16 protein-coding genes are annotated in these 21,859 nt (G+C 70.1%); 10 read left to right on the forward strand and 6 right to left on the reverse strand.

What is annotated here, in order from left to right; all coding sequences use genetic code 11:
* Window positions 1–38: 38 nt before the first annotated feature.
* The 3 genes from ACNFOC_RS00810 to ACNFOC_RS00820 form a co-directional block, all read right to left on the reverse strand.
* Window positions 39–1,616 carry a DEAD/DEAH box helicase gene (locus ACNFOC_RS00810; protein WP_416955507.1) on the reverse strand — a complete coding sequence of 526 codons (1,578 nt, stop codon included), beginning with the start codon at window positions 1,614–1,616 and terminating at the stop codon, window positions 39–41.
* 180 nt (window positions 1,617–1,796) lie between these two features.
* Window positions 1,797–2,000: a cold-shock protein gene (locus tag ACNFOC_RS00815; protein WP_019056860.1), complete on the reverse strand. Its 204-nt coding sequence runs from the start codon at window positions 1,998–2,000 to the stop codon at window positions 1,797–1,799.
* A 252-nt stretch (window positions 2,001–2,252) separates the two neighbouring features.
* A complete protein-coding gene (locus ACNFOC_RS00820) occupies window positions 2,253–10,091 on the reverse strand; it encodes an alpha/beta fold hydrolase (protein WP_416955510.1) in 7,839 nt (2,612 codons plus the stop codon).
* A gap of 266 nt (window positions 10,092–10,357) precedes the next feature.
* Between ACNFOC_RS00820 and ACNFOC_RS00825 the strand changes: the two genes are divergently transcribed.
* Window positions 10,358–11,281 carry an oxygenase MpaB family protein gene (locus ACNFOC_RS00825; protein WP_416955572.1) on the forward strand — a complete coding sequence of 308 codons (924 nt, stop codon included), beginning with the start codon at window positions 10,358–10,360 and terminating at the stop codon, window positions 11,279–11,281.
* 30 nt (window positions 11,282–11,311) lie between these two features.
* Here the strand turns inward: ACNFOC_RS00825 and ACNFOC_RS00830 are convergent, their stop codons facing one another.
* A complete protein-coding gene (locus tag ACNFOC_RS00830) occupies window positions 11,312–12,118 on the reverse strand; it encodes a class II aldolase/adducin family protein (protein ID WP_416955512.1) in 807 nt (268 codons plus the stop codon).
* Between the two features lie 114 nt (window positions 12,119–12,232).
* Window positions 12,233–12,682 carry an Lrp/AsnC family transcriptional regulator gene (locus ACNFOC_RS00835; protein WP_327398979.1) on the reverse strand — a complete coding sequence of 150 codons (450 nt, stop codon included), beginning with the start codon at window positions 12,680–12,682 and terminating at the stop codon, window positions 12,233–12,235.
* A 174-nt stretch (window positions 12,683–12,856) separates the two neighbouring features.
* Between ACNFOC_RS00835 and ACNFOC_RS00840 the strand changes: the two genes are divergently transcribed.
* The 9 genes from ACNFOC_RS00840 to ACNFOC_RS00880 all read left to right on the forward strand — a co-directional run bounded on the left by ACNFOC_RS00840 (window position 12,857) and on the right by ACNFOC_RS00880 (window position 20,980).
* Complete coding sequence (locus ACNFOC_RS00840) at window positions 12,857–14,002, forward strand: acyl-CoA dehydrogenase family protein (protein WP_416955514.1); 1,146 nt, start codon at window positions 12,857–12,859, stop codon at window positions 14,000–14,002.
* A gap of 76 nt (window positions 14,003–14,078) precedes the next feature.
* Window positions 14,079–14,840, forward strand: a complete 762-nt coding sequence (locus ACNFOC_RS00845; RefSeq protein ID WP_416955516.1) for an SDR family NAD(P)-dependent oxidoreductase — start codon at window positions 14,079–14,081, stop codon at window positions 14,838–14,840.
* Window positions 14,841–14,909: 69 nt separating this feature from the next.
* Window positions 14,910–16,049, forward strand: a complete 1,140-nt coding sequence (locus tag ACNFOC_RS00850) for a thiamine pyrophosphate-dependent dehydrogenase E1 component subunit alpha (RefSeq protein ID WP_416955517.1) — start codon at window positions 14,910–14,912, stop codon at window positions 16,047–16,049.
* Window positions 16,046–17,014 carry an alpha-ketoacid dehydrogenase subunit beta gene (locus ACNFOC_RS00855; RefSeq protein ID WP_416955519.1) on the forward strand — a complete coding sequence of 323 codons (969 nt, stop codon included), beginning with the start codon at window positions 16,046–16,048 and terminating at the stop codon, window positions 17,012–17,014. Before ACNFOC_RS00850 ends, ACNFOC_RS00855 begins: the two co-directional genes overlap by 4 nt.
* 13 nt (window positions 17,015–17,027) lie before the next feature.
* Window positions 17,028–18,335: a dihydrolipoamide acetyltransferase family protein gene (locus ACNFOC_RS00860; RefSeq protein WP_416955521.1), complete on the forward strand. Its 1,308-nt coding sequence runs from the start codon at window positions 17,028–17,030 to the stop codon at window positions 18,333–18,335.
* Window positions 18,336–18,464: 129 nt separating this feature from the next.
* Window positions 18,465–19,160 (forward strand): alpha/beta hydrolase, encoded by a 696-nt coding sequence (locus tag ACNFOC_RS00865; RefSeq protein ID WP_416955523.1) that lies wholly within the window; start codon window positions 18,465–18,467, stop codon window positions 19,158–19,160.
* A gap of 66 nt (window positions 19,161–19,226) precedes the next feature.
* A complete protein-coding gene (locus ACNFOC_RS00870; RefSeq protein ID WP_416955525.1) occupies window positions 19,227–19,829 on the forward strand; it encodes a helix-turn-helix domain-containing protein in 603 nt (200 codons plus the stop codon).
* A 61-nt stretch (window positions 19,830–19,890) separates the two neighbouring features.
* On the forward strand, window positions 19,891–20,295 hold the full coding sequence (locus ACNFOC_RS00875; protein WP_416955527.1) for a RidA family protein: 405 nt from the start codon (window positions 19,891–19,893) through the stop codon (window positions 20,293–20,295).
* Between the two features lie 31 nt (window positions 20,296–20,326).
* Window positions 20,327–20,980, forward strand: coding sequence for a TetR/AcrR family transcriptional regulator (locus tag ACNFOC_RS00880; RefSeq protein WP_416955529.1), 654 nt, complete (start codon window positions 20,327–20,329; stop codon window positions 20,978–20,980).
* A 65-nt stretch (window positions 20,981–21,045) separates the two neighbouring features.
* Here the strand turns inward: ACNFOC_RS00880 and ACNFOC_RS00885 are convergent, their stop codons facing one another.
* A complete protein-coding gene (locus ACNFOC_RS00885) occupies window positions 21,046–21,852 on the reverse strand; it encodes an SDR family NAD(P)-dependent oxidoreductase (protein WP_416955530.1) in 807 nt (268 codons plus the stop codon).
* Window positions 21,853–21,859 lie beyond the last annotated feature (7 nt).

Consider the following 21,859-nt stretch of genomic DNA (forward strand, 5'->3'; position numbering starts at 1 on the left):
GGGGGCCGAACGGGCGCCCGAAGGCGCCGAGTTGGTCCTCAGGCCGCGGGGCCGAAGGACGACCGTCGCTGCCCCTGGCCCCGGCTGCTGCTTCCGCCGCTGCCGCCGCGACGCGCCGCACCACCGGCGGACCGGCCCTCGCCGGACCCGGCCGGACGGCCACGACGGCCCCGGGACGAGGAGGAGGACGGGCTACGACGGGTGCGCTCGCGCTCCACGACCGGGGCCTGGATGACGACCGGGACGCCGGACGGGGCCTGGGCGCCCGTGATCCGGGTCAGCTCCTCCTCGCCGGAGCGCACCGCGGTGACCTCCGGGGTGACGCCGGCCGCGGTCATCAGCCGGGTGAAGTCACGGCGCTGGTCGGGGGTGACCAGCGTGACGACACTGCCGGACTCGCCCGCACGGGCCGTACGGCCGCCGCGGTGCAGGTAGTCCTTGGGGTCGGTGGGCGGGTCGACGTTGACGACCAGGTCGAGGTTGTCGACGTGGATGCCGCGTGCCGCGACGTTCGTCGCCACCAGCGCCGTCACATGCCCGTCCTTGAACTGGGCGAGCGTGCGGGTGCGCTGCGGCTGGGACTTGCCGCCGTGCAGACCGGCCGCGCGGACGCCGTTGTTCAGCAGGTGCTTCACCAGCCGGTCCACCGCGTGCTTGGTGTCCAGGAACATGATGACCCGGCCCTCGCGCGCCGCGATCTCGGTGGTCGCGCGCTGCTTGTCCGTGCCGTGCACGTGCAGGACGTGGTGCTCCATCGTCGTGACCGCGCCCGCGGAGGGGTCGACGGAGTGGACGACGGGGTCGGTCAGGTAGCGGCGGACCAGGAGGTCCACGTTGCGGTCCAGGGTGGCCGAGAACAGCATGCGCTGGCCGCCCGTCTGCACCTGGTCGAGCAGCGCGGTGACCTGGGGCATGAAGCCCATGTCGGCCATCTGGTCGGCCTCGTCGAGGACGGTGATGGTCACGCTGTCCAGGCGGCAGTCGCCGCGCTCGATGAGGTCCTTGAGGCGTCCCGGAGTCGCGACCACGACCTCCGCGCCGCCGCGCAGCGCCCCGGCCTGACGGCCGATCGACATACCGCCGACGACGGTGGTCATACGGACGCTCACGGCCCGGGCGTACGGGGTGAGCGCGTCGGTGACCTGCTGGGCCAGCTCGCGGGTGGGGACGAGGACGAGGGCAAGGGGCGCTCGCGGTTCAGCGCGGCGGCCCGCCGTACGGGCCAGCATCGCGAGGCCGAAGGCCAGGGTCTTGCCGGAGCCGGTGCGGCCGCGGCCGAGCACGTCGCGGCCGGCGAGGGAGTTCGGGAGCGTCGTCGCCTGGATCGGGAACGGGACGGTGACGCCCTCGTGGCCGAGCGCGGCCAACAGCTTGGCCGGCATGTCGAGTTCGGCGAACGACTCCACGGCGGGAAGGCCGGGGGTCACCGTCTTCGGCAGCGCGAACTCGCCCTGCAGGGCGACCGGACGGCCACCGCCGCCACCCTTGGAGCGGCGCGGGGCGCTGGAGCGGTTGCCGGACGGAGCTGCCGAGCGGTAGCCGCCGCCGCTCTTTCCGGATTCCGGATTTCCATTACGCTTTCGCGAGAAGCGGTCATTCGTACGTGCGCGGTTCAAAATGTGGAACCTTCCTTGATATGGCACGTATCAAGGAATTCCCGCGGTGAATGAACGGCGCAGAGAATCGCAAGAACGAGCCGGTGGCTTCGGCGGAATATCGCCGAAAGCATGGAAAATGCAGCGAGCTGGGGCCCGCACCCCAAGGTGCGGGCCCCAGCTGCGAAGTAAACGTCGTCGTTACGCAGGAACGATGTTCTCGGCCGTCGGGCCCTTCTGACCCTGCGCGATGTCGAAGGTCACCTTCTGACCCTCCTGCAGCTCGCGGAAGCCCTGGGCGGCGATGTTCGAGTAGTGGGCGAAGACGTCAGCGCCGCCACCGTCCTGCTCGATGAAGCCGAAACCCTTTTCCGCGTTGAACCACTTCACGGTGCCACTGGCCATTTTGTTCTCCTTCGGGGCGGTCAGCGGAGCCCACACTGTGCGGACTCCGTGTCGCCGTGATGATCACCCCGCCGGAAAGAAACCGGACACACAAAAAAATGCTCCACCGTCCCTGAGGGCGGTGTGGGCATCTGAAGGGTTTGGCAACCACAACTGCAACTGAGATCAATAGTAGCACGGCGCGATCGGCCGTGTGCGGACGTTAATTTCATTTCTCATGTCGCCGACGTAGATATTGGGTTTCGTGCCGCGCTACGCGAGCGCCTCGATCCAGTCGCGGATGACCTTGGCGGTCGTCGGGGCGTCCTCCTCCAGGACGCTGAGATGCGTCCCGGCCGTGTCCGCCGTGTCCCGCACGCCCGGCCAGGACGGACGCCACTTCTGAGGCATGTCCGCGAGCGGCTCGGAAGCGCGCACCAGCAGGGTGGGCACCTCGGTGTGCTCCGGCTGCCAACCCCGGAACATCCGGGTGTACGCACCCAGCGACAACAGCGTCAGATCGTCGACCATCGTGTCGAAGCTCTCGCCGGCCAGCAGCGGAATCCGGGCGGGCAGTGACAGCAGCCACGGCTCGGCCTCCCGGTCGGGGGTGAGGTGGTACGAGTCGATCAGTACGAGTCCGGCCGGGGGAGTACCGAGGGACGCCAGCCGGGTGGCGAGCGCGTGGGCGGCCGTACCGCCCATGGAGTGCCCGACCAACACGTAACGCCGGTCGCCGAGTTGGTGCCGTATGGCCGTGGCGTGCGACGCGGTCAGCGACTCCAGGTCCCGTGCCACCGCGGTTCCGTCGTCGATGCCGGAGTGCCGCACCTCGAAGACGTCCCGCTCGCCCTCGAAAGAGGGGGCGAGCCCCGCGTACCAGGGGCGGCCCAGGTTGCTGGCGAAGCCGGGAACACAGACGAGGGCGGGACCCCGGGTGCCGGCGGCCAGCCGCAGTGGCGGCAGCGCGTGGCGGGATGCTTCCTCGGGGCCGAAGACGGGCGCGCCGATGGAAGCGGTCACCAGGAGATGCATGGCCGATACGACGTCTCCGGTCTCGCAGACCTTCCGATACAGGCTGGGCAGCGACTGCCCGATGCCGCGCCTACGCTGACCTGGCCCCACCGGCGACGGGACGGTCGCGGCGGAGACCTCGTCGGACAGGCCGCCGCGCAGTTCGCCGTACAGATGCTCGGCGAGCTGTTCCGTGTCCGGCCAGTCGTAGGCCACGGTGACGGCGAGCGGGGTTCCGGTCAGCAGGCTCAACCGGTTGCAGAGCATGACCCGCATCAAGGAGTCGAGGCCCAGTTCCGAGAAGTCCCGGTCGACCGCGTCGGCGTCCGTGTGCCCGAGGACACCGGCGACCTCGGTCCGGATCAGCGCCCGCAGCGCGGGCAGTCGCTCGGGCACGGGCAGTGCCGCGAGCCGGTCCCGCCAGGACTCGGCGGCACCATCCGCCGGGATGGCGGAAGAGGCCGACTGCCGGTCCGCGCGCAACAGCCCGCGCAGTGGCGGCGGGACGACCGTCCCGGTCGGGATCGCCTTGGGCGAGCGGTCCAACGGCAGTGGCGCCAGGACCGGTTCATCGCTGCCGAGCGCGGCGTCGAAGAGCGCGAACGCCTGCTCGGGAGAGACCGCGCGCACCGGGCCGCCGTGCACCCGGCCGCTGCGGGCCGCCATGCCCTCCTCGTCCGCCCACGCGCCCCAGACCAACGACAGTGCGGGCAGGCCCAGTGCAGCGCGATGGCGGGCGAGCGCGTCCAGGAAGGAGTTCGCCGCCGCGTAGTTGGCCTGGCCGGGATTGCCCAGCAGCCCGGCCGCCGACGAGAACAGCACGAACCGGACCAGCGGCAGATCCTTCGTCAACTCGTGCAACTGCCAAGCCGCGTGGGCCTTCGGCCGCAGCACCATCGCCAGCCGCTCAGGAGTCATCGAGGCCAGCACTCCGTCGTCCAGAACCCCGGCCGCGTGCACTACGGCGGTCAGGTCCGGACCGAACGTCTTGAGCACGGCGGCGAGTTGGTCCCGCTCGGCGATGTCGCAGGCCACCAGGTCCACCTGTGCGCCCGCCTGCTGGAGATCGTCCCGCAACTCCCGCGCCCCCGGCGCCTGTTCGCCGCGACGGCTGAGGAGTACGAGACGCCGGACTCCGTGTCGGCCGACCAGGTGGCGGGCGAGCATCGTCCCCAGCGACCCCGTGCCGCCGGTGATGAGGACGGTGCCTCCACCGAGGGAGCCGTCGGTCGCGGAACCAGCTGCGCCTGCCAGTCGGGGGACGCTCAACCTGCCGTCACGGACGGCGATTTGAGGCTCGCCGGTGGCGAGGGCCGCGGGCAGTTGTCGTAGCGACTCGGGGCGGCCGTCGACGTCCACGAGGGTGAGGCGTCCTGGGTACTCGGACTGCGCGGTCCGCAGCAGGCCCCAGACCGTGGCGGCGGGCAGGTCGGGGGAGGCTTCGGCGGCACCGCGCGTGACCACGGCCAGCCGCCCGGAACCGGCGAGATGTGTTTGCAGCAACTGCAGCGCCCGCACGGTCAGTTCGTGCGCCGCGGAAACCGGGTCCGTGTTCGGGTCGCCGGGAGCGGACAAGGACGCCACGACGAACTCCGGCTCCTTCCCGGACCAGGACGACTCGTCGTCGGCGGAGGCGAGGAGCGCGGCCAGGTCCAGGTCGTCCGTCTCCGACATCGCTACGGCGGGTACCTCACCGGCGGCGGGAATGCCCGTCCAGCGCAGCCGGTACAGCTCGCCGGCCGGAGTGGGACCCATCTCCGGTGCGGGTCGGGTCGTCATCGACTCCAGTCGGCCCACGGGCGCGCCCGTCGAGGTCGCGAGGTCGAGGGTGATCGAATCCGGGCCGGTCGTAGTCATACGGACCCGCAGGGCCGTCGCGCCCGTGGCGTGCAGGGTCAACCCCCGCCAGGCGAACGGCAGTCGGGGCGCACCGGTCGGCGGTTCGGCGAGCAGCCCCGGGTGCAGGACGGCGTCCAGCAGGGCCGGGTGGAGCATGTGGCGCCGGGCGTCCGCGACCGGCAACGGCCCGACCTCGGCGAAGAGTTCCTCACCCCGTCGCCACAACGTCCTGAGGCCTTGGAACGCCGGACCGTACGCCAACCCGGCCGCGGCCACCCGGTCGTAGGCACCGGAGAGATCCACCCGCACAGCACCCGCCGGCGGCCATGCCGTGAGGGAGACCGCGCCGTCCAGGGCGCCGGGAACGGCCGAACCGAGCCGCCCGGTCGCGTGCTGCGTCCAGGCGCCGAGCGCACCGGACTCCTCGGGTCGCGCGTACACATCCGCGCTTCGGCGTCCGGAACCGTCCGGCTCACCCAGGACCACCTGGAGCTGGATGCCCGCTTCGTCGTCCTCAGGGAGGAACAGCGGGTTCAGCAGGGCGAGTTCCTCCAGTGCGGCGAGGCCGCACAGGTCGCCCGCGTGCAGTACGAGGTCGACGAACGCGGCACCGGGGACGAGGTCGTGACCGCCCACGACGTGGTCGCGCAGCCATGGTTGGGCCGCGCCGGACAACCTGCCCGTGCACAGCAGGCGTTCGGTGCCCGGCACGGTGACTGTCTGCGTGAGGAGCGGGTGCCCGTGGCCGGTGGTCGCGTCGGTGCCGCTGTCGGGCAGCCAGTAGCGCTGCCGTTGGAAGGGATAGGTCGGCAGGCCGTCGACGCGTCGGGCGCCGCTGTCCGCGTACACCCGGCGCCAGTCCAACCGCACACCGTGGACGTGGAGTTGGCCGAGCGCGTCGAACACCGTCCGTGGCTCGGCGCCGTCCCGGCGGGCCGCCGGGGTGAAGAGGAGTTCCGTGCCGGTCCCGGCCAGGCTCGCCGCGGCCTGGGCCGTGAGCTGGGCGTCCGGGCCGATCTCGGCGAACGCGGTCACCCGTCCGTCGTGCGCCAGCCAGTGCACGCTGTCCCCGAACCGCACGGCTTCACGGGCATGCCGGACCCAGTACGCGGCCGACCGCAGCTCGTCCCCGGCAGCCGGAAGCCCGGTCAGGCCCGAGACCACCGGGATGGCGGGGGAGTGATACGTCAAATCACCCGCCACGCGCCCGAATTCGGCGAGCATCGGCTCCATGAGAGGGGAGTGGAAGGCGTGGCTGACCCGTAGCCGGACGGTACGACGGCCGCGTACGGCGAAACGCTCCGCGAGTGCGAGGACCGGCTCCTCCGCTCCGGAGACGACGACCGCACGGGGTCCGTTCACGGCCGCGATCGCGACCCCGTCGGTCAGCTCGGCCTTCATCTCCGCCTCGGTGGCGTCGAGCGCCACCATGGCACCGCCCTCCGGCAGGTCCCGCATCAACCTCCCGCGCGCGGCGACCAGTTCGACGGCGTCCGCCTCGGACAGCACGCCCGCGCAGTGGGCCGCCGCCAGCTCGCCCACCGAATGTCCGGCCAGGAACTCCGGCCGTACGCCCCAGGATTCGAGCAGTCGGAAGAGGGACACCTCGAAGGTGAACAGGGCGGCTTGGGCGAAGTCCGTGCGGTTCAGCAGCGCGCTCGCGTCCGCGTCCCAGAGGATGGAGCGCAGCGGATGTTCCAGGAGGGAGTCGAAGCGCGCGCACAAGGCGTCGAAGGCGGTCGCGAACCCTGGGAAGGTGTCGTACAACTCCCTTCCCATGCCCGTTCGTTGGGCTCCCTGGCCGGTGAAGAGCAGAGCCAGGCGGGCGGCGGAGGCGGTGGTGTGCGGTGGAGCGGATGCCGTCAGGTTGTCGAGGGCGGTCAGCGTCGTCGTACGGTCGTCGGTGGGGACGGTGGTTCGGTGGGGGAGTGCGGCTCGGGCGGTGGCGAGCGTGAACGCCACGTCCGACAAGGGGAGTTCAGGGTGGGCGCGCAGGAAGTCGACGGTGCGTGCGGCCTGTTCGCACAAGGCTGCCGGGCTCGCGGCCGAGAGCAGCAGTGGGGGTGTCACGGGGCTGCGAACGGGTGGTTCGTCGAACACGGCCGCCTCGGGCTCCTCCAGGATCACATGCGCGTTGGTCCCGCCGATGCCGAACGCCGACACCGCCGCTCGTCGCGGGCGGCCGGGTTCGGGGCGCCATTCCTCGTCCTGGGACAGGAGTCGTACGGTGCCGGAAGACCAGTCCACGTGGGGCGACGGTTCGTCGGCGTGGAGCGTGCGGGGGAGTCGGCCGTGGCGCATCGCCAGCACGGTTCTGATGACGCCGCCGACACCGGCCGCGGCCTGGGTGTGCCCGAGGTTGGACTTCAACGAGCCGAGCCACAAGGGGCGTTGGGCGGTGTGCTCCTGACCGTAGGTGGCAAGCAGCGCCTGGGCCTCGATCGGGTCGCCGAGTGCGGTGCCCGTGCCGTGCGCCTCCACGGTGTCGATGTCGGCCGGGGTCAGTCCCGCGTCGGCCAGCGCCGAGCGGATCACCCGTTGCTGGGCAGGGCCGTTGGGGGCCGTGAGCCCGTTGGACGCGCCGTCGGAGTTGACGGCCGAGCCGCGCAGCACGGCGAGTACGGGATGGCCGTTGCGTCGTGCGTCGGAGAGCCGTTCCAGCAGGACCAGGCCGACACCCTCGCCCCAGGCGGTACCGTCGGCCGCCGCGGAGAAGGGTTTGCAGCGGCCGTCCGGAGCCAGCCCGCGCAGTCTGCTGAACGCGACGAACGGGCCGGGTGACGCCATCACCGTGACTCCGCCGGCGACGGCGAGCGAGCACTCCCCGTCGCGCAGGGACCGTACCGCCGAATGCATCGCGACCAGCGACGACGAGCACGCGGTGTCCACCGTCACGGCGGGCCCGCGCAGCCCCAGCGTGTAGGCGATACGGCCGGAGGCCACGCTGCCCGCCGATCCGAGGGCGAGATGCGCCTCCAACTCGTGGCCGCCGCGGTGCGGTAGACGGCTGGCGTAGGTGGCGTGCATGACGCCGACGAAGACGCCGGTGTCGCTGTCGCGCAGACCGGCCGGGTCCATGCCCGCCCGCTCCAGCAGTTCCCAGCTGGTCTCCAGGAGCAGTCGTTGCTGGGGGTCGGTGGCGAGCGCCTCGCGGGGCGACATGTTGAAGAAGGCCGCGTCGAAGTCGGCCGCCCGGTCCAGGAATCCGCCCCGGCGCGTGACGGACCTGCCGAGGCGGTCGGGGTCCGGGTCGTACAGGTCGGCCACGTTCCAGCCGCGGTCGGCGGGGAAGTCGGAGGTCGCGTCGGTGCCGTCGGCGACCAACTGCCACAGTTCCTCAGGGGATTCCACTCCGCCCGGGTACCGGCAGGCCATGGCCACGACGGCGATCGGTTCGCCGGGTCCGGTGCGGTGGCCGTCGCTGGGCGTGCGCGCGGGGCCGGTGCGGTTGTCGCCGTGCAGCGCGTCGCGCACCAGGGTCGCCACGGCGGTGGGCGTGGGGTGGTCGAAGACTAGGGTGGCGGGCAGCGCGAGGCCGGTCGCCGTGCCGAGCCGGTCGCGCAGCAGGACAGCGCCGAGCGAGGTCAATCCCTGTTCGTTGAACGGCACTTCGGAGTCCAGCTCCCGCACGGGTACGTCGAGGGTCCGTGCCGTCACTTCGAGAACCAGGTCGAGCACGGCGTCGGACGCGGCCGAGAGTCGCACGCGCAGCGCGGCCGACGCGGTCGTACGTTCCGCGGCGAGGCGCTCCGTCAGCTGCTCGGCGAGCACGGACCGGGCGGTCTTGCCGGAGGCGGTACGGGGGAGGGAGGCGGTCGGATAGATCTCGTCCGGCACCTTGAACCCGGACAGCCGTTCCCGGCAGGTGGCGAGTGCCTTCTCCGTGTCGACCCCGTCCGGGCCGGGCACGACGAACGCCACCGGCACCTCACCCAGCACGTCGTGCCGCCGGCCGACCACAGCCGCGTCGGTGATATCGGGGCGGGCCAGGAGCACCCGCTCCACTTCGGCGGGGTTGATGTTCACGCCGCCCCGGATGATCAACTCCTTGACGCGGCCGGTGACATGGAGATGACCGTGCGCGTCGCGGCGGCCGAGGTCGCCGGTCCGGTACCAGCCGTCGGTGAACGCCTCGGCGGTCGCGTCCGGACGGTTGTGGTAGCCGGCCATCAACCCGGGACCACGCACCCAGATCTCGCCCTCGTCCCCGTCGCCGGCCTCCGCACCGGTGGACGGATCGGTGATCCGGACGTCCAGTACCAGCAGCGGAAAACCACGCGAGGGGTCCTGTCGGGGGTCGTCGAGACGCTCGATCGCGATCTTCCCGCAGGTCTCGGTGGAGCCGTACCCGTCCAAGAGGGGTGCGGCCAGGGCCAGTTCGACCTCGGCCCGCAACTCGGGGGAACAGGGCGCCCCTCCGCTGACACACACCCGCAGCGACGCGGGCACGGGTCGCGCCGTCTCCCGCAGTGACTCCAGGAGGAGGCGATAGGTGGCGGGCACCCCGCCCAGGACGGTGAACGGTCCGTCGGTGAGCGCCTCGGCGACGTTCGCGCCCGGTGCGAGAACGCGCGCGGTCGCACCGGTCGCGAGGACGCCCAACAGGCACACGGAGTGGCCGAGGGCGTGGAACATCGGCAACGGCCAGAGCAGCCGGTCCTGTTGCTCCAGTCCGTACGCCGGCACGTAGGCCGCCGTCACCGACCACAGTGCCGAACGCTGCGTGGAGACAACGCCCTTGCTCTGCCCGGTCGTGCCCGAGGTGTAGTGGATCCAGGCCGGCTCGTCGAGATCGAGGTCGTCACGGGGTGCCGTACCCGAATCCGTACCGGCAAGACTCTCGAAGGCGATCGCTCCCTCGGCCGGGTCGCCCTGTCCGACGATGATCACCCGTTGTACGGACGCGAGTTGGGCGAGCGGTCCCTCGCGCACCACCGCCACGGCGCCGCAGTCGTCGAGGAAATACGCCAACTCCTCCTGCGAGGCGGTGGGGTTGAGGAGCACGCCGATCGCTCCTGCCCGGAGCACACCGAGCCAGGTCTCCACCAGCTCGACCCGGTTGCCCAGGTGGACCGCGACCCGGTCCCCACGCCCTACCCCGAGCCGTACCAGATGCCCGGCCAGCCGGGCGGTGCGCTGCTCCAACTCCCGGTAGGTGACGGCACGTCGGTCGTCCTGGTACGCGGCCTTCCCACCGATCCGGGTCGCGTGCTCCCGCAAGATGTCCGGCAGTGTACGCACCGACTCGCCCCCGTACATTCCTATTCCCACCCTTTCGTTCCCCCAGCGTGAGCGGTCACCGTACGACAGTCGCCGTCGGACGGCTGCATAGGGCACGCTTTACGGCATGGTGATGTGCGAGTACTCCTGGGCCGCGAGTGGCGAGGTTGCCGGCGGTGTACTCGACGAACAGGGCGGCCCGGATGCGGAACTGAGATTCACGCCCACCAAGACGTGGGAACTGCTCCATGGGTTGTCCGGCCCGGCAGGAACCACAACTCGGCACTCAGGAGCGGCCCGTGAGCATGTCCGGCGACCCGTCGACGCCCGAGCCGCTCGGGCCGTCGTCTCTGGCCTGGCGGTACTTCAGCGACTGGCGGGGCATGCTGATCGGCCTCTGGGCCGGGTCGATGCAGAACATGCATCCCGCTCTCGGCGCCGGAGTCCAGGAGCACTCGGAGTTCTTCGACGAGCGCTGGGAACGGCTGCTTCGCTCGCTCTATCCGATCGCCGGAGTGATCTACGACGGCCCGGACGCGGCCCGTACCGCCCGCGAGGTGCGCGACTATCACGTCAATATCAAGGGTGTTGACAGCCAGGGGCGGCGCTATCACGCCCTGGATCCGGACACCTTCTTCTGGGCGCACGCGACCTTCGTCATGGTCCCGGTCCTGGTGTGCCGGTACTTCGGCCGGCCGCTGACGGAGGAACAGAAGGAGCAGTTCTACGCCGAGAGCCTTCAGTGGTACCGGCTCTACGGGGTCAGCGACCGGCCCGCTCCGGCCGACTGGGCGGGATTCAGCGTGTACTTCGAGCGGATGTGCGCCGATGTCCTTGAGGACAACTGGGCGGCACGCGCCGTGCTCGACATCGGCCGTATCGGGAGGCCACCTTTTCTGAAGTGGCTGCCGGAGGTGGTGTGGCGAGTGGTCCGGGGTCCGCTGACACGGCCCTTCGTCTGGCTCACCGTCGGGATGTATCCGCCCACGGTGCGCGCCAAGTTGGGCTACCGGTGGTCGCGCCGGAGCGCGGTCGGGCTGTGGCTGGTGGGCCGTGCCGTCGCACTCGGCTGGCACCTCGTGCCGTTCGAGCGGCGCTACCACCCGCGGGCCCGGGCCGGTTGGCGGCGGGCGCGCGGTCTCGCCGTAGGACCGGTCGAGACGCCGCGACGGAACCTGCCTCCGGTGGAGCGGCGGGGTGACGGCAAGCACTATGCGCCCGATGTGTAGCCGTCGACGTGCGGTTGTGATCGAGGCGCCTCAGCCCAGGACGTCGGGCTCTTCCTCCACCACGAGGTCGGCGAGGAGGTTGAAGTTGTGGCGCGCCATGTTGGCGTTGCTGAACTGCCGGTGGGCCAGGGTGACTTCCTCCTCGGTCATGACGCGGGGCTTGCCGGCGGCGTCGGCGAGGAGCTGCATCTGGCACGCGCGGTCCATGGTGATGAACCACCATGCGGCCTCTTCGACGGACCGTCCGACCGTCAGCAGGCCGTGGTGGCGGAGGATGGCGGCCCGCCGGTCGCCGAGACGGACGGCGATCCGCTCGCCTTCGGTCCGCTCCAGCACCAGGCCCTTGTACTCGTCGAACAGGACGTGGTCGTCGTAGAAGGCGCAGGACTCCTGCACGATCGGGTCCAGGAGCTTGTCCAGTGACGCGAAGGCCCTGCCGTGGATGGTGTGGGCGTGCGCCACGGCCACGACGTCCGGGCGGGCCTGGTGGATGGAGGAGTGGATCCAGAAGGCCGCCTTGTTGGTCCTGCGTCCGCCCTCGATGACCCGGCCTTCCTCATCGATGAGCAGCAGGTCGCTGACGCGGATCTTGGAGAAGTGCACCGCGTACGGGTTGACCCAGAACCTGTCGGGGAACTCGGGGTCCCGCGCGGTGATGTGTCCGGCGATGCCCTCGTCGAAGCCGTAGCGGGCGAAGATCCGGAACGCCGCCGCCAACTGCCGCTTGCGGTGGGCGCGTTCGGCCTCGACGCTCTCGCGGCTCTCCGCCAGGCGAGGAATGTCCAGTTCCTCGGTGTTCTCGAAGTCGATGTCGTTGCCGCCGGTGGTGATGGACATCGGTACGTCCTTTCCGATGCATGGTGAATTTCTTTCAGGCTGCAACCATCTTCCGTCTGCTGTCAACCTCAGAGGCAAAGAAAGTTGCCCATGGGGCACAAGGCTTCCGTCCGCTCAGTCACCCCTGCGCCACGCGCCGAGCACCATCAGCGTCTTCGTGCCGATCACCGCGCCCGTGCGCCGGAGCCGGTCGATGACGTCTCTGAGGTGCTGCACATTGGTCACCCGGACGCGGACCAGGGCGTCGGGATCGCCCGCGACGGTGAAGACCTCCAGGGCCTCCGGGACGCTGGTGGCGGCCATCGTGATCGCCTCGACCTTGACGTCGCCGGCGAACCGCAGCTCGACGAACGCCTCGAAACCGGAGCCCAGCTTGCCGTGGTCGAGGGTGACCGTGTAGCCCGCGATGACTCCGACCCGCTCCAGCCGGTCCACCCGGCGTTTGACCGCCGACGGGGAGAGGCTGACCCGCTCCGCGATCTCCGTCATCGTCCGGCGGCCGTCCTCGACCAGCAGTTCGAGAATCGCCCGGTCGACGCTGTCGATGAGTGCCGTGTCGGTCATCTGGTCCTCCTGGTGCACGTTTTTTGCGAGCGAGACTGTTGCCGCTCGGCTTTTTTGCATCACGTGCAAGATACCCGCAACTTAATTGCCAGGGTCTGTGTCCCGCCGGTCCACTGACAACGCCTGCAACTGGTCGGCGACCGCCGTTCGAGGGCGTGAGGAAGGGACCCAGCGGTGAAGGTTGAGCGCGAACTACCCTCAGGCGAGGCCCGGGAGCTACTGGAGCTGACCGTCGACATCGCGGACAAGGAACTCGCCCCGCGTGCGGCCGAGTTCGAGGAGGAGGGCCGCTTCCCCCGTGAGGTGTTCGGCCTCCTGGGCGAAGCGGGGCTGCTGACCCTTCCGTTCGGTGAGGACGTCGGCGGAGGGGGCCAGCCCTACGCCGTCTACCTGCAAGTACTCGAAGAACTGGCCACCCGCTGGGCTGCTGTCGCCGTCGGTGTCAGTGTCCACACCCTGTCCTGCCACCCGGTCTCGGCCTTCGGCTCCGCGGCACAGCGACAGGCGCTGCTGCCGTGGCAGTTGAGCGGCGCGGCCCTCGGCGCCTACTGCCTGTCGGAGGAGCACGCGGGCTCCGACCCCAGCGCCATCCGGGCCGGCGCGACACGTGACGGCGAGGCGTGGGTGGCCCGGGGCACCAAGGCCTGGGTCACGCATGGCGGCGAAGCCGACTTCTACACCGCGTTTCTGCGTACGTCCGCGGACCCGCGCGACGGCATCTCCTGCTTCCACGTCGACGCCCGGTCGCCCGGCCTGAGCGCGGGTGCCCCGGAGCGGAAGATGGGGCTGCGCAGTTCGACCACCGCGCTGATGCACTTCGACGATGTGCGGGTCCCTGGCGACCGGCTGATCGGCGAGCCCGGCCAGGGCCTGAGGATCGCGCTGTCCGCACTCGACGCCGGCCGGCTCGGCATCGCCGCGGTCGCCGTCGGGATCGCGCAGGCGGCACTCAACCACGCGGTCGACTACGCCCGCGAGCGCCGGACCTTCGGCCGCCGCATCATCGAGCACCAGGGCGTCGGTTTCCTGCTCGCCGACATGGCCGCGCGCACCGAAGCGGCCCGTGCCACCTACCTGGTCGCCGCCCGCCGCAAGGACGCCGGCCAGGAGTTCAGCCGCCAGGCCAGCATGGCCAAACTCATCGCGACGGACACGGCCATGGCCGTGACCACCGATGCCGTACAGGTCCTCGGCGGTGCCGGATACGTCCGTGAGCACCCCGTGGAGCGCTATATGCGCGAGGCGAAGATCACGCAGATCTTCGAGGGCACCAACCAGATCCAGCGCATGGTCATCGGCCGCCATCTCGCCGACTCCTGAACTCGCCCATGTTTCCCACGACTTGCACGTTCCCTACGACTTGCACGTTCCGACGACTTGAAGGAAGGCGGGCACCGTGACACCTCGCGATGCTGTTGCCGTCATAGCGGGAGGCGGCTCGGGGCTGGGGCGGGCGACCGCACACCGGCTGCACCGACAGGGCCGTACCGTCGTGCTGTTGGACCTCCCCGACAGCCAAGGGGAGGCCGCTGCCGCCGCGTTGGGGGAGCGCGCCCACTTCGTCGCGGCGGACGTGACCGATCCGGTCCAGGTCCGGCAGGCCTTCGCGTACGCGGCAGGCCACGGTCCTGTGCGCGCGGCGGTCAACTGCGCCGGAGTCGCGACACCGGGCCGCATCCTGGGCAAGCGGGGAGTGCTGCCGGCCGAGGACTTCCGGCGCGTGATCGAGATCAATCTGCTCGGCACCTTCCACGTGCTCGCCGCCGCTGCCGCCGTCATGGCCGACAACGCCCCGGACAACGGGGACCGGGGCGTCATTGTCTGCACCGCGTCCATCGCCGCCTACGACGGCCAGATCGGCCAGGCCGCCTACGCGGCGAGCAAGGGCGGGGTCGTCTCGCTGACCCTGTCCGCGGCCCGGGACCTCGCCGACTCGGCCATCCGAGTCGTCACGATCGCCCCAGGACTGTTCGACACCCCGCTGCTGTCGGGCCTGCCGGAGAAGGCGCGGACCCAACTGGGCGCCGCCGTACCGCATCCGTCCCGGCTCGGCTCACCGGACGAATACGCCGGCCTGGTCTCCCACATCCTCGACAACCCGATGCTCAACGGCGAGGTCATCCGCCTCGACGGCGCCCTGCGCATGGCCCCGCGCTGAACCCCCGCACCGACAAGGCCCGTTGACCCGCTCTCCACGTCGAGAGCATCGCCCGGAAAGAGAACACGCATGGCACACGCCGTACAAGACCCGCTGTCCGAAACGTCATTGGCCGATCCACCCGTCCAACTACTCGATCCAGCGGGGAATTTGAGTACGGATCCTCGGCTGCCCCTCGACCCGGCGACCGTCGACCTTCCCGCCCTCTACCGCGACATGGCGCTCGTCCGCCGCCTGGACACGGAGGCCATCGCCCTTCAACGGCAAGGCGAGTTGGGCCTGTGGCCCTCGCTGCGCGGGCAGGAGGCGGCGCAGGTCGGAGCGGCCTACGCGCTGCACGACCGGGACATGGTCTTCCCCACCTACCGCGAGCACGGCGTGGCCTGGTGCCGCGGCCTCGACCCGGTGTCGCTCCTCGGACTCTTCCGGGGTACCACGCTGGGCGGTTGGGACCCCTACGCACATCACTTCAACCTGTACACGCTGGTCATCGGCGCGCAGACCCTGCACGCGGTCGGCTACGCCATGGGTCTGTACCGCGACGGCAGCACCGGTTCGGGCGATCCCGAGCGCGACACGGCCGTGCTGGCGTTCCTCGGCGACGGCGCGCTGAGCGAGGGCGAGACGAACGAGGCGTTCATCTGGGCCGCCGCCCAGAACCTGCCGGTGGTCTTCTTCTGCCAGAACAACCAGTGGGCCATCTCCGCCCCCTACAGCGTGCAGAGCCGCATCCCCGCGGCCCAACGCGCCGCCGGATACGGCTTTCCGGGCATCCGCGTCGACGGCAACGACGTACTGGCCTGCCTCGCCGCGACACGCCAGGCGCTCCACCAGGCACGAACCGGCGGTGGCCCGACACTGATCGAGGCGGTCACCTACCGCGTCAACGCCCACACGACGGCCGACGACGCGACGCGTTACCGGGCCGCCGAGGAGACCGAGGACTGGACCGCCCGGGACCCGCTGGAGCGGCTGCGCGCGCATCTCGAGTCCGTCGGCGCCGTGACCGACGAGTACTTCACCGACCTCGAACAGCGCGAGCGGGAGCTGGCCGAACAACTGCGCACCGGCTGCCGCGGGTTGGCCGACCCCGACGTGTCCTCCCCGTTCGAGCACACCTACGCGCGGATGCCCGCCGATCTGCGCCAACAGCTGCGCGAACACGTGGAGTTCGTCTCCTCCGGCCCGCAGGACGGAGAGCGGAAATGACCGTCTCCATGGTCAAGGCCCTCAACGACGGCCTGCGCCGAGCCCTTTCCGACGATCCCCAAGTCCTGCTCATGGGCGAGGACATCGGCCGGCTCGGCGGTGTGTTCCGCGTGACGGACGGACTGCGCAAGGAGTTCGGCGACCTGAGAGTCGTCGACACCCCGCTGGGCGAGGCGGGCATCGTCGGAGCGGCGATCGGACTCGCGATGCGCGGCTACCGGCCCGTCTGCGAGATCCAGTTCGACGGCTTCGTCTACCCGGCCGCCAACCAGATCATCACCCAACTCGCCAAGCTCCGGCACCGTTCAGGGGGCCGCATCTCCCTGCCCGTCGTGATCCGTATCCCCTACGGCGGTGGCATCGGCTCGATCGAGCACCACTCGGAGTCGCCGGAGACGTACTTCGCGCACACGGCCGGGCTGAAGGTGGTCACCTGCTCCACCCCGCACGACGCGTTCCACATGATCCAACAGGCCGTGGCCGAGGACGACCCCGTGGTGTTCCTCGAACCCAAGCGGCACTACTGGACCAAGGGAGAGGTCACCCCGGACGCGGCCCTCCCGCTGGAGCAGGCCGTCGTCCGCCGCGAGGGGACGGACGTGACGCTGATCGCCTACGGCCCGACGGTGCCGGTCTGTCTGGAGGCGGCCGGCGTCGCGGCGGAGGAGGGCCGCAGCGTGGAGGTCGTAGAACTGCGGAGCCTGTCTCCGTGGGACGTCACGATCGTCCGCGCGTCCGTGCACCGCACCGGGCGGGCCGTCGTCGTCCACGAGGCCGCCTTCTCCCACGGGTTCGGCGCGGAGGTCGCCGCACGGCTCCAGGACGAGGAGTTCCACTTCCTCGAAGCACCCGTCGTACGGGTGACGGGATACGACACCCCGTACCCGCCCAGCCGTCTGGAGTCCGACTGGCTGCCCGGTGTCGACCGGATCCTCAACGCCGTTGACCGCAGCCTGAGTTACTAGGAGGGGCGCCGTCATGACGAGCCCGCAGCAGTTCTTGCTCCCCGACGTCGGCGAGGGTCTGACGGAGGCGGAGATCCTCGCCTGGTCGGTCCGGCCCGGTGACGTCGTCGAGGTCAACCAGATCATCGTCGAGGTGGAGACGGCCAAGGCCGCCGTCGAACTTCCCTCGCCCTACGCCGGGGTGGTCAGCGCCCTCCACGCGGACGTGGGGGACCTGCTTCCGGTCGGCAGGCCGCTCATCACGATCGACACCGACGCACCGGGAGAGGCGCCGGGCGGAGAACCGGACGGCCCGGCGGTGCGGCAGCCGGATACGGAACAGGCCGCACTGCTGGTCGGCTACGGTCCGCAGGGCACCGGCGCCGGCCGTCGCAGAAGGCGTCCCGCCCAGGCACAGCCCCAACGCACGGCGGCCGCTGTCGAGGACAGTGGACCGGACCGAGCCGCGGCCCGGCCGGCGGCCAAACCGCCGGTCCGCAAACTCGCCAAGGACCTCGGGGTCGACCTGGCGACCGTCACCCCCACCGGACCCGGGAACACCATCACCCGCGAGGACGTCCGACGCGCGGTCCCGGAGACCGCCGTCACCCCGGCCCCCGACACCTCTCGGGGCTCCGAAACACGCGTACCGATCCGCGGAGTCCGCAAGCACACGGCCGCCGCCATGGTCGCCTCCGCCTTCACCGCACCGCACGTCACCGAGTTCATCACCGTCGACGTCACCGCCACCATGCGGCTTCGTGAACTCGTCGCCGGGCGGCGGGAGTTCCGCGACCTACGCGTGACTCCACTGCTGTTCTTCGCCCGGGCCTTCCTGATCGCTCTGGCCAAGACCCCTGAGGCGAACAGCAGTTGGGACGAGGCGGCGCAGGAGATCGTCCTGAAGCACTACGTCAACCTCGGCGTGGCGGCGGCGACGGACCGCGGCCTGGTCGTGCCGAACATCAAGGGCGCGGAGCGGATGTCGCTGCACGAGCTGGCCCAGGCGCTGGCGGACCTCACCGCGACCGCCCGAGCCGGCCGTACGTCCCCTCAGGACATGACGGGCGGCACCGTCACGCTGACCAACGTGGGGGTGTTCGGCGTGGACACCGGTACCCCCATCCTCAACCCGGGAGAGGCCGCCATCCTCGCGGTCGGCGCCGTCCGCCGTATGCCCTGGGTCGTCCAGGACGACGACGGCGACGAACGCGTCGAGCCCCGCTGGGTCACCCAGCTCGCGCTCTCCTTCGACCATCGGCTCATGGACGGGCGACAGGGCTCCGAGCTGCTGGCCAATACCGCGCAGATCCTGCACGAACCGGGACTCGCCATGCTGTGACGGCTGCCGCGCCCGTCGGCATGCTGGCCCATGAGGCAACTTATATTGCCTATGAGGTTGACGTGGGTGGGGCCGGACCGCGACTCTGTGGGAACACCGAGGGCTCTGGAATCTCAGGAGGAGCGGGCTATGGCTACGTTCGTACTCGTACACGGTTCGTGGGGTGGCGGCTGGTGCTGGGACCGGTTGCGCCCCCTGTTGGAGAGCGCCGGCCACACGGTTCTCGCGCCCACCCTGACCGGCCTCGCCGAGCGGAGCGAGCTCTCCGCGCCGGACGTCGGACTGGGCGTCCACGCGCGAGAGATCGCCGAACTCCTGGAATCCGAAGGGGTGGTGGACGCGATCCTGGTCGGGCACAGCTACGGCGGGATGGTGATCACGGGAGCCGCCGCGCTCGCCCCGGACCGGGTCGGGCAGGTGGTGTACGCGGACGCGTTCGCCCCCGTGACCGGCGAGTCGGCGTTCACGATGCTGCCGTGGCTGGAGAAGGCGTTCTCCGAGTCTCCGGGGCCCGCCGAGTGGGAGGTGGCGGCTCTCGACCCCGGGCTGCTCGGGGCGGACGACGAGGGGGCGGCGTGGCTTTCGGGCCGGATGACACCGATGCCGCGCCTCACCCACGAGGAGCCCCTCGGCCCCGGCAGCGAAGAAGCCCTGGCGAGCATGGCGGTCACCTACATCTACTGCGCGGATCAGGCCCTCTTCACCGATATCGCCGCCTCGGCGGAGAAACGGGGATTCCGGGTCGTCGCGCTGCACGACGTCACCCATGTCGGCCTGCTGACGAGCCCGCACATCCTCGAACGGGAGCTGCTGAAACTCGTATAGACGGAGACCGTCCGATGTACCTGGCAGGCCAGCTCTATTGCCCCAGAGGCATGTTATTGTGCGGGAATGCCGATCGAGGACACTGATCTCTGGGTTGCCCAACGCCTCAAGGACATGCGGGGCGAGCGGGGTATCACCCTGACGACACTGGCCGAACAGACCGGCATTTCCTCCGCGCATCTCTCGCGCCTGGAGAAGGGCGTGCGCAAGCCGTCCATCGGCAGCCTCCTCCAGATCGCCCGCGTCTACGGCGTATCCATCAGCGAGTTGGTGCAGGAGCCCGATCAGGACGACTTCCATCTGGTGCGTGCCGACGCGGCGATGACGCGTGACGGGCAGGACGGCCGCTACACCGTACTGAGCGGGCCTCGGGAAACCATGTCCGTCATCCGGGTCGAATTGGCGGCCGGGAAGAACACCAAGACCGCCCGGCACGTCGGCGAAGAATGGCTGCATGTGCTGTCAGGGGCGATCACTCTCGATATCTCGGGAGTGTCGCTTCAGCTCGACACCGGGGATTCGGTGCACTTCGATTCGTCGAAGGAACACCGTCTCACCAACAAGGACGACGCCGCCGCGACCGTACTGATCGCGTCGACAGCGGCAACCGTTCCGATGCGGCACCCCATCCCGGCATCGTCACGTCGCAATGCGGCGGACTCGCGCTGAGGACCGCGTGAACGCGCAGGGTGCGCATCGGTGATTCCAGGAAGAAGAGGGAATACCCACGATGTCGTCACCCATCGCGCTGAATCCTGCTGAACTCCCGCCCCTCACCGGCGTGATCTCCCACGGCCTGGCCGTTCCCGCCCTCGGCCTCGTCTACACGTCCGGGCAGGTCGCCTGGGACGCGAAGGGGGAACTCGTCGGCCGGGACGACCTGGCGGCCCAATTCACCAAGGCCTACGAGAACATCGACACGGTGCTGGCCGCCGGCGGTTCGAGCCGTAGCAGAATCATCAAGGAGACGATCTATCTCGTCGGGTACGACACCGGCAACGCGGAGCAGTTGATCGGGCTCATCGCCGGTTGTCGGGGAGCAGGGCAGACGCCGCCCGCGAGTACATGTGTCGGCGTGGAGACTCTCTTCGCCGAGGGCTATCTGGTCGAGATCGAGGTCGTCGCGACCTTGTGAGCGGTCGCTTCGGCCCGGGTAGCATCGATCGGTGACCAAGACGCCAGGTGCTGCTCCGACCAAGGTCGGAATCACGCTCGACCGTGTTGTCGAGGCCGCGTTCGATGTCCTGCAACGGGACGGGATCGCCAAGCTGTCCGCTCGCGCGATCGCAGCCGAGTTGGATGTCCGGATGAACACGGTCATGTGGCACATCCGGACCAAGGACCGGCTGCTCGGTCTGATGGCGGAATCCATCATGGGCGAGGTCGACCTGGACGACCTGCACGGAGACTGGCGCCAGCAAGTGGCCGAACTGCTCCGGCGCTTGCGGCAGGCGATGCTCGGACACCGGGACGGCGCCCTGCTCGTCGCCGGCACCTTTCCCGTCGAACCGAGCACGCTGGCCTTTTCCGAACGGGTGGTGACGGTCCTCTTCGAAGGCTGCCCCACCCGTAAGTCGGCCGCGTGGACGTCGTGGAGCCTTTTCTATTTCACGCTCGGGCTCGTCCAGGAAGAACAGGCGACACCGGCAGAGTTCCACGACCGCCTGCGGGAAACGGTGGACGAACAGCATTTCCCGGGCCTCCACTCGGTGCTGGAGGACTACGTCTCGATCGACTACAGCGAGCGCTTCGACTTCGGAATCGAGCAGATCCTCCAATCGGCCCCGACGGCCAAACCCCGGCCACGCGCCGAGAGTTGACGATGCGTCGGGGTGCCGTAGCGCTCGCCGCACTCTGATCGAGGATGTGGCGTCACGTCTTAGGGTCAGAACGCGCTTTTGGAGACCTCGTCCCAGGTCCGCCACTCGTCGAGCCGCGCCTCGTACTCCTTGGTGATCCTTTCCAGCGGGCCCTGACCGAAGAAGATCCGCAGGGGCGGCTGTTCCGCGTCCACCACGGTGAGAATCGCCGCTCGCGTCGCGGTCGGGTCGCCGCGCCGGGAGGAAATACCGCTCATCGCCGCGCGGAAATCGTCGTAGGCCGGAAGGCGCTCGGTCTGCACCGCGGAGGGCCCCGCCCATTCCGTGGCGTACCCGGCCGGCTCGACCAGGGTGACCTTGACGCCGAAGCCCTTCACCTCGGCGGCGAGGCTCGCGGTGAAGCCTTCCAGGGCGAACTTGGACGCGTGGTAGATGCCGAGTCCGGGCAGTGAGGTGACGCCGCCGATGGAGGACACCTGGATGATGTGGCCGGAGCCGCGGGCGCGGAGGTGGGGGAGCACCGCCTGGGTCACCCAGAGCGCGCCGAACACGTTGATCTCGATCTGGTCGCGGGCCTGCTGCTCGGTGACTTCCTCGACCATGCCGAACAGGCCGTAGCCCGCGTTGTTGATGACGACGTCGAGCTCGCCGAACGTGTCGATCGCCCGCTGCACCGCCTCGAACGCGGCCGCGCGGTCGGCGACGTCGACGCGCAGCGGCAGGACCGCGTCGCCGTACTTCTCGACCAGGTCGTCGAAGGCGGCCGCGGAACGGCTGGTCGCCGCGACCCGGTCGCCGCGTTTGAGCGCGGCTTCCGCCCACTCCCGGCCGAATCCCTTCGAGGCGCCGGTGATGAACCACGTCTTCGCCATGATCTTC

Origin of the sequence: Streptomyces colwelliae (genome assembly GCF_048158785.1) — a bacterium.
Classification (GTDB): Bacteria; Actinomycetota; Actinomycetes; order Streptomycetales; family Streptomycetaceae; genus Streptomyces.